This window comes from Paenibacillus zanthoxyli JH29 (genome assembly GCF_000520715.1).
GTDB classification, from domain to species: domain Bacteria; phylum Bacillota; class Bacilli; order Paenibacillales; family Paenibacillaceae; genus Paenibacillus_AQ; species Paenibacillus_AQ zanthoxyli.
Map to the genome: position 1 here is coordinate 1 of NZ_ASSD01000358.1, position 16,090 is coordinate 16,090.

Below are 16,090 nucleotides of genomic sequence, written 5' to 3' on the forward strand. Positions count from 1 at the left end.
TACCTTCCGATGCGGCATCACGGTATCCGAACATCCAGGTGAGAACGAAGGATACAGCCATAGCGGTAAGATTGGTCAGAATGTAGAGTGGAAGCTGACCGTTCATATAGAGCAGAGTGCCGGGAATGACCGTGATGGCCATGCCTGTAGCGGACAGATGAACCAGGGAAGCCAGAAATCCCCCGGCAGCGCCGCCGATAAGCCCCATGATGAAAGGCTTCATGAAGCGCAGGTTCACCCCGAAAATGGCAGGCTCGGTAATCCCGAGAAAGGCCGACAGCGAGGATGGCAGCGCCAGAGCCTTCAATTTGAGATTCTTCGTCTTCAGCCCAACAGCGAGGCATGCCGCCCCTTGAGCAGCCATTGCGCATGTAATGATGGCGTTGAACGGATTGGAGCCGGTTTTCTCCAGAAGCTGAATTTCCAGAAAATTAAAGATATGATGCACGCCTGTAACAACAACAATCTGTTGAAAGAAACCAATCAGCAGACCGGCAATGCCAAACGGCAGTCCAAGCAGATAGGTGGTTCCATTTAGGACAACGGTTTCAAGAGAATGAAACACAGGTCCGATTGCGAATAATCCAAGCGTGATCATGATCAGCAGCGTAAGGAAAGGCGTCAGAATTAAATCAAGCGCTTCCGGAATGCGCTTACGTAAACGCTTCTCTAGTTTAGCCCCAAGCAGGCCGATGAAGAAGGCAGGCAGAACGGAGCCCTGGTAACCTACGACGGGAATGAATCCGAGAAACTTGAGAGGCTCGGCGCTCCCTGCCGCAACGGCATAAGCATTAGGCAGCGCCGGATTGACCAGCATTAGCCCAAGCACGATTCCCAGAACGGGGCTCCCTCCGAATACCCGAAATGCCGACCAAGCGACAAGAGCGGGCAGGAACGCAAAGGCGGTGTCGGTCAATACCTGTGTGAACAGCAGAAAGTTCGGCGAGATATCTTCCGGAACAGCTCCGAACAGGGAAAGAATTTGCGGCTGAGTCAGCAGACCGCGCAAGCCCATGAACAGGCCGGTCGCCACCAGGACGGGAATAATGGGGACAAAAACGTCCCCGAACGTGCGAATGGCCCGCTGAAGGGTATTCCCCGCTTTTTTCCCCTCCCGCTTCAGATTCTCCTTGGATGTGCTCTCAATACCCAGCTTTTCCACTTCCTCGAAGATCCGGTTGACGGTACCCGTACCAAATATAACCTGATATTGCCCCGAGTTGAAAAAAGCTCCCTTAACCTTATCGATGCTTTCCGTACGTTTCTGGTCAATCAATTCTTTGTCGCGTACCATAATGCGCAGTCGGGTGGCGCAGTGTGCAAAAGAAACAATATTTTCTCTGCCTCCAACAGCTTCTACAACCTGCTCGGCGATTTTTTGATTTTCGGACATGGTGATCTTGGCCTCCCCTAATTATTGAGTATCCCATTTTATTGCGTCAAATGCTACCCTTCCGCCTTCCGCGAAGAAGTTGACTCCCGTACTTTCCTCTTCCGGAAAAATTCTCGCCGTGAACGTTTCCTCCCCATCATTTACAAAGATTTCTACCGAAGATATGTCCACGAACAAATGCAGGGTCAGCGTCCCGTCCCGAAGCTCAAGCGGGCATTTTCGTTCCGTTCCGTATTCCAAGGCAAAGCTCTGCCCGGAAAGGGAACGATCCAGCACCAATTTTCCCTCTGTGCGGTCGTAATAGATTACCGTTCTCTCATGCCGTCCTGCCCGGAATTCGATGCCAAAGCGGTTCGCCCCGCCGTCCCGGATATCAACCAGCAGCTCATAAGCAGTGCCTGCAAGCTCCGCAATGGACAGCGATTCGTCATTCACAACCGTTCGCACTTCGGTCTTGCTGCCTCTAAGCTTTATCAATTCCCGAACCGGACGCTGAATCAATCTGCCGTTCTTCAGGGTTAATTCCCGGGGAAGCGTCAGGCAGTGAGCCCAGCCGTGGTCATCTGTCGGATAATCGATTTCAGGAAGCCCCATCCATGCCGTCAGCAGACGTCTGCCATCAGGAGCCTGCGTTGTCTGCGGAGCGTAGAAATCGAAGCCGCTGTCCAGCTCGCGGAACTCGCCGTGGTGAAATTCCCGGTCAGCGAGATTAAAGGGCCTTCCAGCCAAATAACCTGCCTGATAAATGTTGCGGAATCGGTCGCCCTGCGGAGATATTCCCTGCGGAGAGAACAGCAGGATTCCCGTTCCATCCAGTTCAAAATAATCCGGGCATTCCCACATGAAGCCAAATGATTTCAAGCGGGTACCAATCTCCCCTTCAAAATGCCACTGAATCAGGTCCGGCGAGCGATACAGCACCACACTCCCCGTATTGTCGAGACGCTGCGCGCCGATTATACAGTAGTAGCTTCCGCCTTCCATCCACACCTTCGGGTCTCTGAAATGATCGGTATAGCCGCAGGGAACTTTAAGGATGACCGGCTGCTCCAGCTTGGTTATAACCCCATCCGGCTCCATAACGGCCATACACTGAAAGGGATGCCTGATCCAGTCCGGATTGCGGGTATTACCTGTATACATCAGATACAGCTTCCCGTCTTTCTCAATCGCGCTTCCCGAAAAAGCTCCGTGCGAATCGAAGGGGCCGCCTGGGGCGATGCCAATCCCGCGATTCTTCCAATGAACGAGGTCGGAAGAGGAAGTATGGTACCAGTACTTCATGCCATGCCCTGTTCCGAGCGGAAACCATTGATAGAACAAATGATATTCTCCTGCAAAAAAGGCAAAGCCGTTAGGGTCGTTAAGCAGCCCCGCTACGGGTTGGATATGAAACTTCTGTCTCCAGGGACTCTGCTCCGCCAGCTGTTTCAGCGCTTCCAACTCCCCCTTCTCCGCCTGATCGATCCGCCGGTATAATTGCGCTCTGCTCATTTTCATAATTTGCTCTCCTTAATCGGAACCGGTTCCAATTATTCTAAAAAAATAAGAAACCGGTTCCAACCAGTTTAATAAGAAGAAACGGCTTCACCGTCCTTTTAGGGACGGTACCGTTCCTCGTAAAAATATAAGAAGATCGGAACCGGTTCCAAAGTTATTATATGATGCGTCCCTGCAAATTGTCAACGCTTTCTCTGCCGATAATCTCACAATTCAAAATGGTTACCATTTCTACAGGCTCACGGTTTACTAAAGAAATAATATTTTCAGCGGCAAGCTTGCCCGCCCGCTTATAATGATATTTTACAGTCGTTAAAGCCGGATGTATGATTTCGGTGATATCGTACCCCCCGAACCCGGTTACGGAAAGGCCGGACGGAATGGGGATCTGCTTCAAAAAGGCAGCCTTCATCACGCCCAGCGCGATATTGTCGGTTGCGCAAACGATGATCGTAGGCATCCAATCCTCCAGCAAACGTTCTGCAGCGGCTACCGCCTCATTCATTCTGAAGCCGGACTCGTAATATCGGACCTCGCAGTCTTTATACTCGTCCAGCGCTTTTCTAAAGCCTTCCTTGCGCATTACTCCTACCGCGATATCCTGTTCGGTAACCCCCAGATAAGCGATGCGGCGGTGGCCTTTATTCAGGATATGCTGGCCCATCATATAGCTCGCATGAAAATCGTCATGGACTACACTGTGAAGCAATGAATGCTGCTGACCAATCATGACAGCCGGAATTCTGCACTCCCGGATCGCTTTCAAATGCTGCTCTGTAATTTGTGATGCCAGCAGCAGCAGACCCGAAATTTTCTGACGCGCCAGAGCGTAAATCTCTTCAATTTCCCGGTTCATATCCTGATTGGCACTGGAAATAAGCAATTGATACTGCCGTCCCCGGAGTTCTTCGTCGATTCCCATCAAAGTCTGCGAAACCGCAAATGAATCGAGCCGGGGAACGATGGTTCCGATAATGCTGGTCTTCTTCGCTTTCAGGCTCTGGGCAAACGTATTGGGCACATAATTATGCTGCTTGATAATACGCTCGATCTTTTCCCTTGTCTCTTCACTGACTGATCCGCCGTTAAGGTAGCGGGAGACCGTACTCTTGGCCACACCTGCGGCCCGGGCAATATCGATTATGGTCTTCATCCTTAGGCTCCTTGCTGCATTTTGCCGGCATTCGCCGCGCACTTGTACTCCATTATACAATAAACGGCAGCCGCTCCGGTAAAGGAAGGACTGCCGTTTATAATTTTGATCCAAATCCGTCAAAAGCACCCTGTACTAATCTCCGCGAAAAGCGCGCTTCATGCGGTCAAAGAAGGACTGCCCCTGCTCATGCGTATTCTCGCCATCGAAGGAAGCGAACTGGCGAAGCAGATCCTTTTGCTCTTCGCTCAGTTTGCTTGGCGTCACCACAATAACCCGGACATGCTGGTCGCCGATTCCATTTCCGCGAAGCCGGGGAACGCCTTTGCCTTTGAGGCGAAAGAACGTGCCGGTCTGGGTCCCGGCTGGAATCTTGAGCTTAACCTTCTCGGTTAGAGTCGGAATCTCAATCTCATCCCCGAGCGCCGCCTGGGCGAACGTCAGCGGAACCTCGCACAGAATGTCGTCGTTCTCGCGAACGAAGAAATCATGCGGCTTAACCCGGATGACAATATAGAGATCACCTGCAGGGCCGCCGCGCAGGCCGCCTTCGCCTTCGCCGGTCATGCGCAGCTGTGCGCCGTCGTCCACGCCCGCAGGAATCCGGACATGGATTTTGCGCTGCTTCTTCACGCGGCCGCCCCCGCCGCATGTCGAGCATTTTTCCTTGATAATCTTGCCTGTGCCTCCGCAGTTCGAACACGGTCTGCGGTTGACCATCCGGCCAAGCGGCGTGTTCTGTACAACCTCCTGCTGCCCGCTGCCATGGCAGACGGAGCAGGTTTGCGGCTTCGTGCCGGGCTTCGCACCGGAACCGAAGCAGGTATCGCAGGTTTCCGTCCGAGGAATCGTAATATCGGTCTCTTTACCGAACACGGCTTCCTTGAATTCAATGGTCATCGTATACTGCAAGTCATTACCGCGCTGGGGCGCATTCGGATCGCGCCGTCCTCCGCCGCCGAAGAACATGTCGAAAATGTCGCCCAAGCCGCCGCCGAAATCTCCGCCGCCAAAGCCGCCGTCCATTCCCTGGTTAGGATCGATATGTCCGTATTGGTCATATCTGGCCCGTCCTTGCGGATCGCTCAGAACATCGTAGGCTTCCTTCACTTCCTTGAATTTGGCCTCAGCGTCGCTGGCCTTGTTCACGTCCGGATGATACTGACGGGCCAGCTTGCGGTACGCTTTTTTAATTTCATCTTCCGAAGCGTTCTTGCTTACGCCAAGCACCTCGTAATAATCGCGCTTATCTGCCACAGCCTTCACCTCCGTACAGGAACGTATCCCTATTTCCCTAATACATATTAAAAGGAAAGCCAAAACACGGGATGCCCCGGTTTTGACCTTCCCCTAACTTGCGCTATCGTTTAACTTTATCCTTGATTCTTCTCATCGTCAACCACTTCATAATCCGCGTCGACTACGTTATCTTTCTTTGCGTTCTCGCCTGCATCAGCCGCGCCTTCAGCGCCTTGCTGAGCTTGCGCCGCTTGTTCATACAGCTTCACGGACAATTGCTGTACGACTTCGTTCAGCGCATCGGTAGCCGCCTTGATTTCTTCCAGATTGTCGGTTTCCAGTGCGGACTTCACTTTGTCCTTCGCCTGGTTCGCTTTTTCAATCTCGGATGCGTCTACTTTATCGCCAAGGTCCTTGATGACCTTATCCGTGGAATAGACGAGCTGGTCGGCGTTGTTCTTCGCTTCCACCAGTTCCTTGCGGACACGGTCCTCTTCAGCATGAAGCTCGGCGTCCTTCATCATTTGCTCGATATCAGAATCGCTCAGACCGCCGGAGGAAGTGATCGTGATCTTCTGGCTCTTGTTCGTGCCTTTATCCGTAGCGGACACGTTTACGATACCGTTGGCGTCGATGTCGAAGGTAACTTCGATTTGCGGAACGCCGCGAGGTGCCGGTGGAATTTCACTCAGCATGAAGCGTCCCAGCGTTTTGTTGCCGTTCGCCATTTGGCGTTCGCCCTGCAGGACATGGATCTCAACGCTCGGCTGATTATCAGCAAAGGTCGAGAAGACTTGCGATTTGCTGGTCGGGATCGTCGTGTTGCGGTCGATCATCTTCGTGAATACGCCGCCTGCGGTTTCAATACCGAGGGACAGCGGCGTTACGTCCAGCAGAACCACGTCTTTTACGTCGCCGGTCAATACGCCCGCTTGAACCGCGGCGCCAAGGGCAACGACTTCGTCCGGGTTAACACCTTTATGCGGCTCTTTGCCGGTCAGTTTCTTGATGGCTTCTTGTACGGCCGGAATACGAGTGGAACCGCCGACAAGCACGATTTTATCCAGATCGGCTGGAGTCATGCCGGCGTCGCTCAACGCTTGGCGAGTCGGTCCGAGCGTGCGTTCAACGAGATCTGCTGTCAGTTCGTCGAATTTGGCGCGGGTCAGATTGACCTCCAAGTGCTGCGGCACACCGTCAACAACGGTGATGAACGGCAGGGAGACTGTAGTAGTCAGTACGCCGGACAGCTCTTTCTTGGCTTTTTCGGCCGCATCTTTCAAACGTTGAACAGCCGCTTTGTCCTTGCTCAGGTCGATGCCTTGCTCTTTTTTGAACTCGGCTACGAGGAAGTCGATGATTTTTTGGTCAAAGTCGTCGCCGCCGAGACGGTTGTCGCCGCTCGTCGCTTTTACTTCGAAGAAGCCGTCGCCCAGTTCCAGAATGGAAACGTCGAACGTACCGCCGCCAAGGTCATAGACGAGGATCGTTTGGTCTTCCGATTTCTCCAGACCGTATGCGAGGGCTGCCGCCGTTGGCTCGTTCACGATACGCAGGACTTCAAGACCGGCGATTTTGCCCGCATCCTTGGTCGCCTGGCGCTGGCTGTCGTTAAAATAGGCCGGAACCGTAATAACCGCCTGTGTGACCGGTTGGCCAAGATAGGCTTCAGCGTCGGATTTCAGCTTTTGCAGAATCATTGCGGAAATTTCTTGCGGCGAATAGTCCTTGCCGTCGATCGTTTCTTTATGGTTGGTCCCCATATGGCGCTTGATCGAGATGATCGTGCGGTCCGGGTTCGTGATCGCTTGACGCTTTGCCGTTTCACCGACGATGCGCTCCCCGTCTTTCTTGAAACCTACAACCGAAGGGGTAGTGCGCGCGCCTTCCGGGTTAGGGATAACGACGGCCTCGCCGCCTTCCATTACGGCCACGCATGAGTTCGTGGTTCCAAGGTCGATACCGATAACTTTACTCACAGTAATTTGCCTCCTTAAAAGTTTTACGATTGAGTTACTGCCATGAATTAAGCTTCAGTAAAACTCGCTTCGTAAGCATTTGCTTAAGTTTTACGATTGAGTTACTGCATCCGCAGCCTTATACGGCGGCTGGACGCGGCAATACCGCCGGAATTTGCTCCAGCGATTCATGCGCCTATATAGGCAGACTACATGCTGACTTTGACCATAGCGGGACGAAGCACCTTGTTCTTCAAAAGATAGCCCTTCTGGACTTCCTCCGTAACAATGCCCTCTTCATACTCCTCGCTCTCCACCTGCATGATAGCCTGATGGAATTCCGGATTGAACGGTTGTCCTACCGCTTCCATGGGCGTCAGTCCCTCGGACTTCAATACCCCCTCCAACTGGCGGAAAATCATATTTACGCCTTTGGCGAAAGCGTCGCCGTCCGAGCCGGTCGGAGCCGTAGCCAGCGCGCGCTCAAAATTGTCCAGTACCGGCAGCAATTCCGTAACCAGCTTAGAGGTGGCGTATTGAGCCAATTCCTCTTTCTCCTTCAGCGTGCGGCGGCGGAAATTGTCATAATCGGCTTGAACGCGAAGGACGCGTCCCTGATACTCATCCGCAAGCTCCTGCAGACGCTTGATTTCATCGCTGTCTCCAGAAGCCGCCTGAACCGCTTCACCAGCCGCTTCTGTATCGTTATCCGAGACCGCCTCGGCCTGATCGGCCGCATTTTCCTTGTTAATGGCGTTATCTTCGGTCACACCCGAATCTTGAACCTGTTCCTCTTTCAAGTATGTTCACCCCCTTATAATACTAACGGCAATCTTTATGCACTAAACTCACTTATACCAGTGACCCAGCATCGCTGTCAAATCACGGGATAAAACGCCCAAAATGCCCAATACTTTCGCATATTCCATCCGGGTCGGCCCAAGGATGCCTATGCTTCCCACCGCTTCACCGTCAATCGAATACGTAGCGGTAATCAGGCTGCAGGCGGCAAAAGCTTCGTGCTTGTTCTCGGTACCGATGCGTACCTGTATACCGGTGCCGCCGGCGGCGGGCGCCAGCATTTTGAGCAGGGTCGGCGTCTCTTCCAGCAGATCGAGGATGTCCTTTACCTTGTCGACATCGCGGAATTCGGGCTGGGTCAGCATGTTCGTCGCGCCGCTGAGATAAACCCGCTGCTCCGAATCGCTTTCGAGCGCCATGTCAAGCATCTGCATCAGTTCCTCGTAATGGGAGATATGACGCTGCATTTCCTGACCAAGCTCGGAATACAGCCTGCTCTTCAGCTTATATAGCGGCACATTGACCAGCTTGCTGTTCAGCAAATTGACAACCTTCTCCATTTCGGAGACCGAAATCTCCGGCGGAATGCTTACTTTCCGGTTCTCTACCTGTCCGGTGCTGGTGACAATGATCGCCACAGCGGTTCTGTCATCCAGCGGCAGCAGTTGAAAATGACGCAGTGAAGTATGAAAAACCTCCGGTCCCAAAAGGATGGAAGTGTAATTCGTCATATTGGATAAAATCATAGCCGCATGCTGGATCAACTGCTCCATCGCATTCAGCTTCTCGGCAAAAAAGGCGCGGATTGTTTCCGTTTCGGTCGATCCTGCCGGATTCCAGGGGACAAGATGGTCCACATAGTAGCGGTACCCTTTATGGGACGGAATCCGCCCTGCCGACGTATGCGGCTGCTCCAAGAACCCAAGCTCCTCCAGGTCGGCCATTTCATTACGTATCGTCGCGGGACTGTACTTGACATCGCCCCGTTTGGAAATGCTGCGCGATCCAACCGGCTCGGCCGAACGGATATAGTCATCCACAATGGCATTTAAGATCATTCTTTGGCGTTCGGTTAACATATCATTCCCTCCTGGCCGCCCTGTGGATTTTTTCGTTAGCACTCGACCTAGATGAGTGCTAACCGCTATTACAAAAATACCAAAATGGCATTAACATTGTCAAGTCGGTCGGCAAGGCAGAACGGGCGATTTTATGAACAACGGCGCCTGCGGACAGCATGATCCTGGTATCCGTAACATGCAGCCGCCGCTCCGGAACAGCGAAGGGGCCCCAGACTCCGCCAGGAGCATGCCTTCGCCGCCGGATCACGGCGCTGCTGTAAGAAATCCGATAAAATATGACGTTAACTTATGTTCCGTTTTAAGCCTGGTTCGCGCCCATCAAGATGCGGTTTTGGCACCGGAGCCGGATAAACCGTTTCTCAGCAGTTTGACGACTTCCATCAGAATGACTGCAGCCAGCGCCAGTCCGGCTGCGGTCAGCCACTGCTCAAGCCCGAAATGAGCCGGTATGGAGAAGAATTGCCGGACACCAGGCAGAACCGTGAACCCATACAGGCATAGGCACAGCAGGACCGCGCCAAGAACGTACTTATTGCTGAAGAATCCGGCCTGGAACGCCGTCTGTGTATTGGAGCGGGCAGCAAAGGTCTGCAGCGTACGGGCCAAAATGAGAGTAGTGAAGGCCATCGCGACGCTGATTTCCTGTGAATGCTGCATTCCGATGTACTGGGAAGCAATGACCGCCGCGCCGATTAGCAGGCCGCGTGTAATAACGACCTGAAGGGTCCCTCCGGCGAAGATTCCTTCTTTAATATTTCTTGGTTTGCGCTTCATGACGTCAGGCTCCGCCTTCTCCATGCCGAGCGCGATGGCAGGCAGCGAGTCATTGACCAGATTAATGAACAGCAGCTGGATGGCTGTAAACGGATTGATCCAGTTAAAGATCAAGGCGAACAGAATCGCGATAATGGCGCCCAAATTGCCGGCGAACAAATAAGCGATCGCCTTCTTGATATTGTCGAACACCGTCCGGCCGACGCCGACCGCCTTTACAATGGAGACGAAGTTATCGTCGGTCAGTATCATGGCGGCCGAATCCTTCGCGACATCGGTGCCGCTGCCCATCGCCACGCCGATATCCGCCTGCTTCAGCGCCGGCGCGTCGTTGACGCCGTCCCCCGTCATCGCCGTGATTTTGCCTTTCTTCTGCCAAGCCCTGACAATCCGGATCTTGTTCTCGGGCGAGACACGGGCATAGACGCCGATGGTTTCCAGCCTCCGGTCAAGCTCTTCATCGGACATCGCATCCAGCTCCTGTCCGGTGACGGCAATTTCATCCCCCGACATGAGGCCGATATCCCGTCCGATGGCCTGCGCGGTCGTCTTGTGGTCGCCGGTAATCATGATGGTCCGGATGCCGGCCTTGTTCGATTCCGCGATCGAATCGTACACCTCTTCGCGCGGGGGATCGATCATGGCCGTCAGGCCGACCAGAACCAGCCGATGCTCATCCTCCAGGCCGACATCTGCAGAATCGCCATCGACAGACTTGTACGCATAGGCAAGCACACGAAGCGCCCGGCTGGAAAAGTCTTCGTTGGCCTGTACGAATTTCGAACGCATCTCATCGGTGAACGGAGTCTCCGCCCCGTCAAGCAGCACACGGTCGCAGCGGCTGAACAGCACATCCGGGCCGCCTTTGGTAAGAATCGTCTTGCGTCCATTGAAGGTATGAACCGTTGTCATCAGCTTCCGGTCCGAATCAAAGGGAATCTCCGCTTCTCTTGGAAATCTATCTCGAATTTCCATGTAGTCTTTATTTTTGCTGCGGCTAAACGCAATCAGCGCCACCTCAGTCGGATCACCGAGTTCTTTTCCCTCTTCATTAATATGAGAATCATTGCACAAGACCGCGATATGCAGCAGTCTTCTTTCCCCTTCCGACCATTCCTCGTAGTCGTCCTGAAACAGCTTTTTCCCGGCGCCAGGCAGGTAGTAATCGACAACCGTCATTTTATTCTGGGTAAGGGTGCCTGTCTTGTCGGTACAGATAACGCTGGCCGAACCAAGTGATTCCACTGCGGGCAGCCTCCGGATAATCGCGTGCTGTTTGGCCATCTTGCTCGTTCCGACCGACAGAACAATGGTAACAATCGAGGACAGAGCCTCGGGTATGGCGGCTACGGCTACCGCAACCGCGAACATAAGCGCATCGAGAATGGCATTGCTCATTTCTGAGCCGTCACTGGATACCCAAGCCCGCAGGGCCTGTATGCCGAATATTAAAATGCACAGCAGCAAAATGACAACGCCGAGCCTTTTGCCGAAGCTTTCCAGCTTCCGCTGCAGCGGTGTGCTCTTCGCCTCCGCGCTCTCGATAAGCCCTGCGATTTTGCCAATTTCGGTATCGGCCGCAGTCCCGGTAACAATGAAGCTGCCGCGCCCGTATACGATTAAAGATCCGCTGTATACCATATTGCGCCGGTCGCCCAAAGGCGCCTCCGCAGCGATCACATCCCCATGCTTCTCTACGGCTTCCGATTCTCCGGTCAGCATTCCTTCCTCAACCTTCAAGCTCTCACTCTTCAAAATACGTCCGTCCGCAGGCACGTAATCCCCGGCCTCCAGCAGCACAATATCGCCTCTGACCAATTCTCGCGCCGGGATTCTCCTCGTCTCGCCGCTGCGGATTACCTTAGCTTCCGGCGCCGCCAGCTTACGCAGCGCATCCAGCGAGCTTTCGGCTTTCAGGGTCTGGGCCACGCTGATCACCGCGTTAAGCAGGAGCACGAAGAAAATAATCAGGGCTTCAACAACATGACCAAGCACTGCCTGAATCCCTGCGGCAACCAGCAGCACAATAACTAGCGGGTCTTTAAAGTTGTCCAAAAAAAGCTTCCAGACCGGAACCCTTTCTCTTCCTTTCAACTCGTTGTACCCGCCCGATTCCAGCCTCCTCTGCGCTTCCTCCACTGTAAGGCCGGCATCGGTGCCGTTTACCTCCTTCAGCGTTTCAGGCGCAGTGCTGCGATAGAACTCCATTCGTACCGCTCCTCTCCCGATGGGTTTCCTAATCTTTGGACATATCCTCTCTATTGTCCTTCCAGTTTCTAATTACCCGTACGAAAGGGAGCAGATAAACGTTTCATAATAATTTGTGTCACAAAGCAAACAACCACTCCCCCATCAGACGGGCAAGCGTCCGGCGGGAAAGTGGTTACTTAGATAGCAATAGGAATTAGTCCAGCATTTTGAGAACGGCAATTTCGTCGCAGGCGTCCTGCTTGGAGCAATTGATACAGTCGGTCCATACCTTTTCAGGAAAAATCTCCTTATTCACGATATGAAATCCGTTCTTCAAAAAGAAATTAACGGCATAAGTCAGCGCCATAATCTTCGGAATCTTCTGGCGTCTCGCTTCTTTGGTCAGTTCTTCCACAATCATGGAACCGATGCCTTGGCCCTTGCACTCGTCGCGAAGGCCGAGCGAGCGTACCTCTACAAGATCGTTTCCAAGCCTGCACAGTGAACCGCAGCCTACAACCCTACCGTCTATTTCAGCTACAACGAACTGATCGATCTGCCGCTCCAATACCTTCCGGGAACGAGGCAGCATGATCCCGCGCTGCGCATACTCTTCTATCATTAAATACAACGGCTCCACGTCTTCCAATGTAGCGCTTCTGCAAATGGCTGCAGATGTTGGTTCCGGCGCTGCGGGTTCAGGTTTCGGCTTGGCTAGCACTATGCTTCACTCCTCCATCAAATAACTATGAATAAATATACAACACAGTGAATGTGGATTCAACACTTATTTTAAAAATTATATTTCTGTCAACACTCCGACAAATTCTCCGAACACATCATTGCCGAACAGGAGGCCTTGACGGCTTAACCGGTAGTTTCCGCCTTCCTGCTCAAGCAAGCCGGCATTCAGCATTTTGCGCAGCGGTCCCCCGAACACCTCCTCCAGCGGCTGGTTAAACTGCTCGCGGAAAGCGGCGTCGCTTATTCCATCGCGCATTCTCAGACCGACCATCATGAAATCCTCCATGGCCTCTTCACGCGATACTAAATGGGAGCTCAGCCGGGGCAGTCCGTTCTTCGCCGCTTCAATGTACGGCCCCACGCCTTTGATGTTCATATGACGCATACGCTGCACGTAACCATGCGCTCCGGCGCCGAGTCCATAATAATCCTGATTGCGCCAGTACGTGATATTGTGGCGGCTCTCCATGCCGGGCTTGGCGAAATTGCTGATCTCATACTGTCTGTATCCCGCCTCTTCCATGGAAGACATCAGCAGCAGGTACATGGACAGCTCATCCTCTTCGCTTGGAAGCGGCAGCTGATTCTTATTAAAAAGCGTATGGAACAGCGTATTCTCCTCCACCTTAAGGCTGTAAATCGAATAGTGAGGCAGGCCGAGGTCAAGCGCCCGCTTAATGCTTTCGCCCAGCATATCGACCGACTGGTTGGGAAGGCCGAACATCAGGTCGATCGACAGATTGGTCAGCCCGGCGGCGCGTGCATTATCAAGGCTGCGGTATACATCATTGATGTTGTGTATGCGGCCGATCCCGCTCAGCAGGTCGTTCTGAAATGCCTGTACGCCAAAGCTTACACGGTTAACGCCGCCCGCCTTCATGACCGCCAGCTTGTCAGGATCGGTCGTGCCCGGATTCGCTTCCATCGAGAATTCGATGTCCTCGGCCCAGTCCGGGAAGCAACCCCGCACCGTCTTTAGAAAATACTCCATTTCATCTGGCTTCAGCACGGTGGGAGTGCCGCCGCCGACAAATATGCTCTTGATGATGCCTGGCGGTCTTTCTTGAACAGTCAGCTCCATTTCCCGCTTCAGCGCCCGCAGATAGTCCATGACAGGCTGATCCTTCAGTACGTAGGAGTTAAAATCGCAGTAAAAGCACTTGTTCGTGCAAAAAGGAATATGAATATATACCGCCTCGGGCGGACGGCTGCTAGGTATGCCGGAATGGTTAGTCATAAGCTGTCCTCCTTAGAATGAAAAGGGAAGCCGGACGGCTCCCCTAAAATAAGCTGCGATATTGGTCTCAACTATTACTCGTCGATCTTCAGCACCGCCATGAACGCTTCCTGCGGCACTTCGACGCTGCCGACCTGCTTCATGCGCTTCTTGCCTTCCTTCTGCTTCTCCAGGAGCTTCCGCTTCCGCGAAATGTCGCCGCCGTAGCATTTGGCAAGAACGTTCTTGCGCATCGCCTTGACCGTCTCGCGGGCGACGACCTTGGTTCCGACAGAAGCCTGAATCGGCACCTCGAACATCTGGCGCGGAATGATGCCGCGCAGCTTCTCGCATATGATGCGGCCCCGGTTATAGGCCCGGTCGCGGTGTACGATGAACGACAGAGCATCCACCTGTTCGCCGTTAAGCAGAATGTCCATCTTCACCAGGTTCGATTGGCGGTAACCGGACAATTCATAATCGAAGGACGCGTAGCCCTTCGTTCCGGATTTCAACTGATCAAAGAAATCGTAGACGATTTCCGACAGCGGAATTTGATAGGTGATGGTTACCCGGTTCGCATCCAGGTACTCCATGTTCACGAATTCGCCGCGCTTGTTCTGGCACAGCTCCATGACCGTGCCGACGAAATCGTTAGGCACAATGACGGCCGCCTTGACGTAAGGCTCCTCTACATAATCGATCTTGCCGATTTCCGGATAGTTGGACGGATTGTCGATCTCGATCATTTCGCCGTTCGTCAGCTTGATCCGGTAAATAACGCTCGGCGCGGTCGTAATGAGCGGAAGATTGAACTCCCGCTCGATCCGCTCCTGGATAATTTCCATATGCAGCAGGCCGAGGAATCCGCAGCGGAAGCCGAATCCGAGCGCGCTTGACGTCTCGGGCTCGAAGCTCAGCGAGGCGTCGTTGAGCTGCAGCTTCTCCAGCGCCTCGCGCAGATCATTATAATCCGATGTCTCGATTGGATACAGGCCGCAGTATACCATCGGATTGATCTTCCGATAGCCCGGCAGCGGCTCGGGCGTCGGCCGCTTGGCGTCCGTCACGGTATCGCCGACACGGGTATCGCCTACATGCTTGATGCCTGCCACGATAAAGCCTACATCGCCTACATTCAGTTCACTCACAATGCTCATGCGCGGCATAAACGCGCCGACTTCAATGACCTCGAACGTCTTATCGGTCGCCATCATCTTAATCTTCGATCCGGCGCGGATGCTGCCGTCAACGACTCGGACATATACAATGACGCCCTTATAAGGGTCGTAATGGGAGTCGAAAATCAGCGCCTTCAGCGGCTGATCGGGATCTCCCGTAGGCGGCGGAACCTGCTTAACCACCTGTTCCAGAATTTCCTTGATGCCGATGCCCGCCTTGGCGGAAGCAAGCACCGCCTCGCTGGCATCCAGGCCGATAACGTCCTCGATCTCCTGCTTGACCCGCTCCGGGTCGGCGCTCGGCAGGTCGATCTTGTTGACGACCGGCAGAATTTCCAGGTTGTTGTCCAGCGCCAGATAGACGTTAGCCAGCGTCTGAGCTTCGATTCCCTGAGCCGCGTCCACGACGAGCAGCGCGCCTTCGCAGGCCGCGAGACTGCGCGAAACTTCATAAGTGAAATCGACATGCCCCGGGGTATCAATCAGATTAAGCAAATATTCATTGCCATCATCGGCCCGATACGTCAGGCGGACAGCCTGCAGCTTGATCGTAATGCCGCGCTCGCGCTCAAGATCCATCTGGTCGAGCACCTGTTCCTGCATTTCGCGTGACGTGAGCGCTCCAGTGTATTCCAGAATCCGGTCAGCCAGCGTCGACTTTCCGTGGTCTATATGTGCAATTATCGAGAAATTGCGGATTTGTTCTTGTCTTTTCTTAACGTCAGTCATTCCTTACCCCCACAGACAGCCTGTTGTTAATCATCTTATTATAGCAGTACAAGTTCCCCCCAGCAATCAGGGTTCTATAAAGATAAGCAGTATATGTGAACTCTCCCCCACTTAGCTTACGCATGAAGTG

The 16,090-nt window shown here is 53.4% G+C and carries 11 protein-coding genes; all 11 read right to left on the minus strand.

Translation table 11 applies throughout. The features are described from left to right. Nucleotides 1–1,393 (minus strand): sucrose-specific PTS transporter subunit IIBC (locus L691_RS0112935; protein WP_025690932.1); only part of this gene is annotated, 1,393 nt, incomplete at its 3' end. A gap of 21 nt (nucleotides 1,394–1,414) precedes the next feature. Further along, nucleotides 1,415–2,893: a glycoside hydrolase family 32 protein gene (locus tag L691_RS0112940; protein WP_025690933.1), complete on the minus strand. Its 1,479-nt coding sequence runs from the start codon at nucleotides 2,891–2,893 to the stop codon at nucleotides 1,415–1,417. A gap of 157 nt (nucleotides 2,894–3,050) precedes the next feature. Then, nucleotides 3,051–4,046: a LacI family DNA-binding transcriptional regulator gene (locus L691_RS0112945; protein WP_025690934.1), complete on the minus strand. Its 996-nt coding sequence runs from the start codon at nucleotides 4,044–4,046 to the stop codon at nucleotides 3,051–3,053. Between the two features lie 135 nt (nucleotides 4,047–4,181). Continuing rightward, nucleotides 4,182–5,303: a molecular chaperone DnaJ gene (dnaJ, locus tag L691_RS0112950; RefSeq protein WP_025690935.1), complete on the minus strand. Its 1,122-nt coding sequence runs from the start codon at nucleotides 5,301–5,303 to the stop codon at nucleotides 4,182–4,184. Nucleotides 5,304–5,419: 116 nt separating this feature from the next. Next, on the minus strand, nucleotides 5,420–7,264 hold the full coding sequence (gene dnaK / locus L691_RS0112955; protein ID WP_025690936.1) for a molecular chaperone DnaK: 1,845 nt from the start codon (nucleotides 7,262–7,264) through the stop codon (nucleotides 5,420–5,422). Between the two features lie 188 nt (nucleotides 7,265–7,452). Further along, nucleotides 7,453–8,043, minus strand: coding sequence for a nucleotide exchange factor GrpE (gene grpE / locus L691_RS0112960; protein WP_025690937.1), 591 nt, complete (start codon nucleotides 8,041–8,043; stop codon nucleotides 7,453–7,455). A 48-nt stretch (nucleotides 8,044–8,091) separates the two neighbouring features. Further along, a complete protein-coding gene (gene hrcA / locus L691_RS0112965) occupies nucleotides 8,092–9,123 on the minus strand; it encodes a heat-inducible transcriptional repressor HrcA (RefSeq protein ID WP_025690938.1) in 1,032 nt (343 codons plus the stop codon). A 321-nt stretch (nucleotides 9,124–9,444) separates the two neighbouring features. Further along, the gene (locus tag L691_RS0112970) at nucleotides 9,445–12,108 is read right to left on the minus strand and encodes a cation-translocating P-type ATPase (protein WP_025690939.1); all 2,664 of its coding nucleotides are present in this window, start codon (nucleotides 12,106–12,108) and stop codon (nucleotides 9,445–9,447) included. Between the two features lie 196 nt (nucleotides 12,109–12,304). After that, on the minus strand, nucleotides 12,305–12,811 hold the full coding sequence (locus L691_RS0112975; RefSeq protein ID WP_025690940.1) for an N-acetyltransferase: 507 nt from the start codon (nucleotides 12,809–12,811) through the stop codon (nucleotides 12,305–12,307). A 78-nt stretch (nucleotides 12,812–12,889) separates the two neighbouring features. Further along, nucleotides 12,890–14,071 carry a radical SAM family heme chaperone HemW gene (gene hemW / locus L691_RS0112980; protein WP_025690941.1) on the minus strand — a complete coding sequence of 394 codons (1,182 nt, stop codon included), beginning with the start codon at nucleotides 14,069–14,071 and terminating at the stop codon, nucleotides 12,890–12,892. Nucleotides 14,072–14,145: 74 nt separating this feature from the next. Then, nucleotides 14,146–15,960 (minus strand): translation elongation factor 4, encoded by a 1,815-nt coding sequence (lepA, locus tag L691_RS0112985; protein ID WP_025690942.1) that lies wholly within the window; start codon nucleotides 15,958–15,960, stop codon nucleotides 14,146–14,148. Nucleotides 15,961–16,090: the final 130 nt, after the last annotated feature.

Excerpts from the sequence above, each read along its gene's own strand:
- lepA (WP_025690942.1), bottom strand. The coding sequence starts at position 15,960 with ATGACTGACGTTAAGAAAAGACAAGAACAAATCCGCAATTTCTCGATA.
- hemW (WP_025690941.1), bottom strand. The coding sequence starts at position 14,071 with ATGACTAACCATTCCGGCATACCTAGCAGCCGTCCGCCCGAGGCGGTA.
- L691_RS0112945 (WP_025690934.1), bottom strand. The coding sequence starts at position 4,046 with ATGAAGACCATAATCGATATTGCCCGGGCCGCAGGTGTGGCCAAGAGT.
- L691_RS0112970 (WP_025690939.1), bottom strand. The coding sequence starts at position 12,108 with ATGGAGTTCTATCGCAGCACTGCGCCTGAAACGCTGAAGGAGGTAAAC.
- hrcA (WP_025690938.1), bottom strand. The coding sequence starts at position 9,123 with ATGTTAACCGAACGCCAAAGAATGATCTTAAATGCCATTGTGGATGAC.
- L691_RS0112940 (WP_025690933.1), bottom strand. The coding sequence starts at position 2,893 with ATGAAAATGAGCAGAGCGCAATTATACCGGCGGATCGATCAGGCGGAG.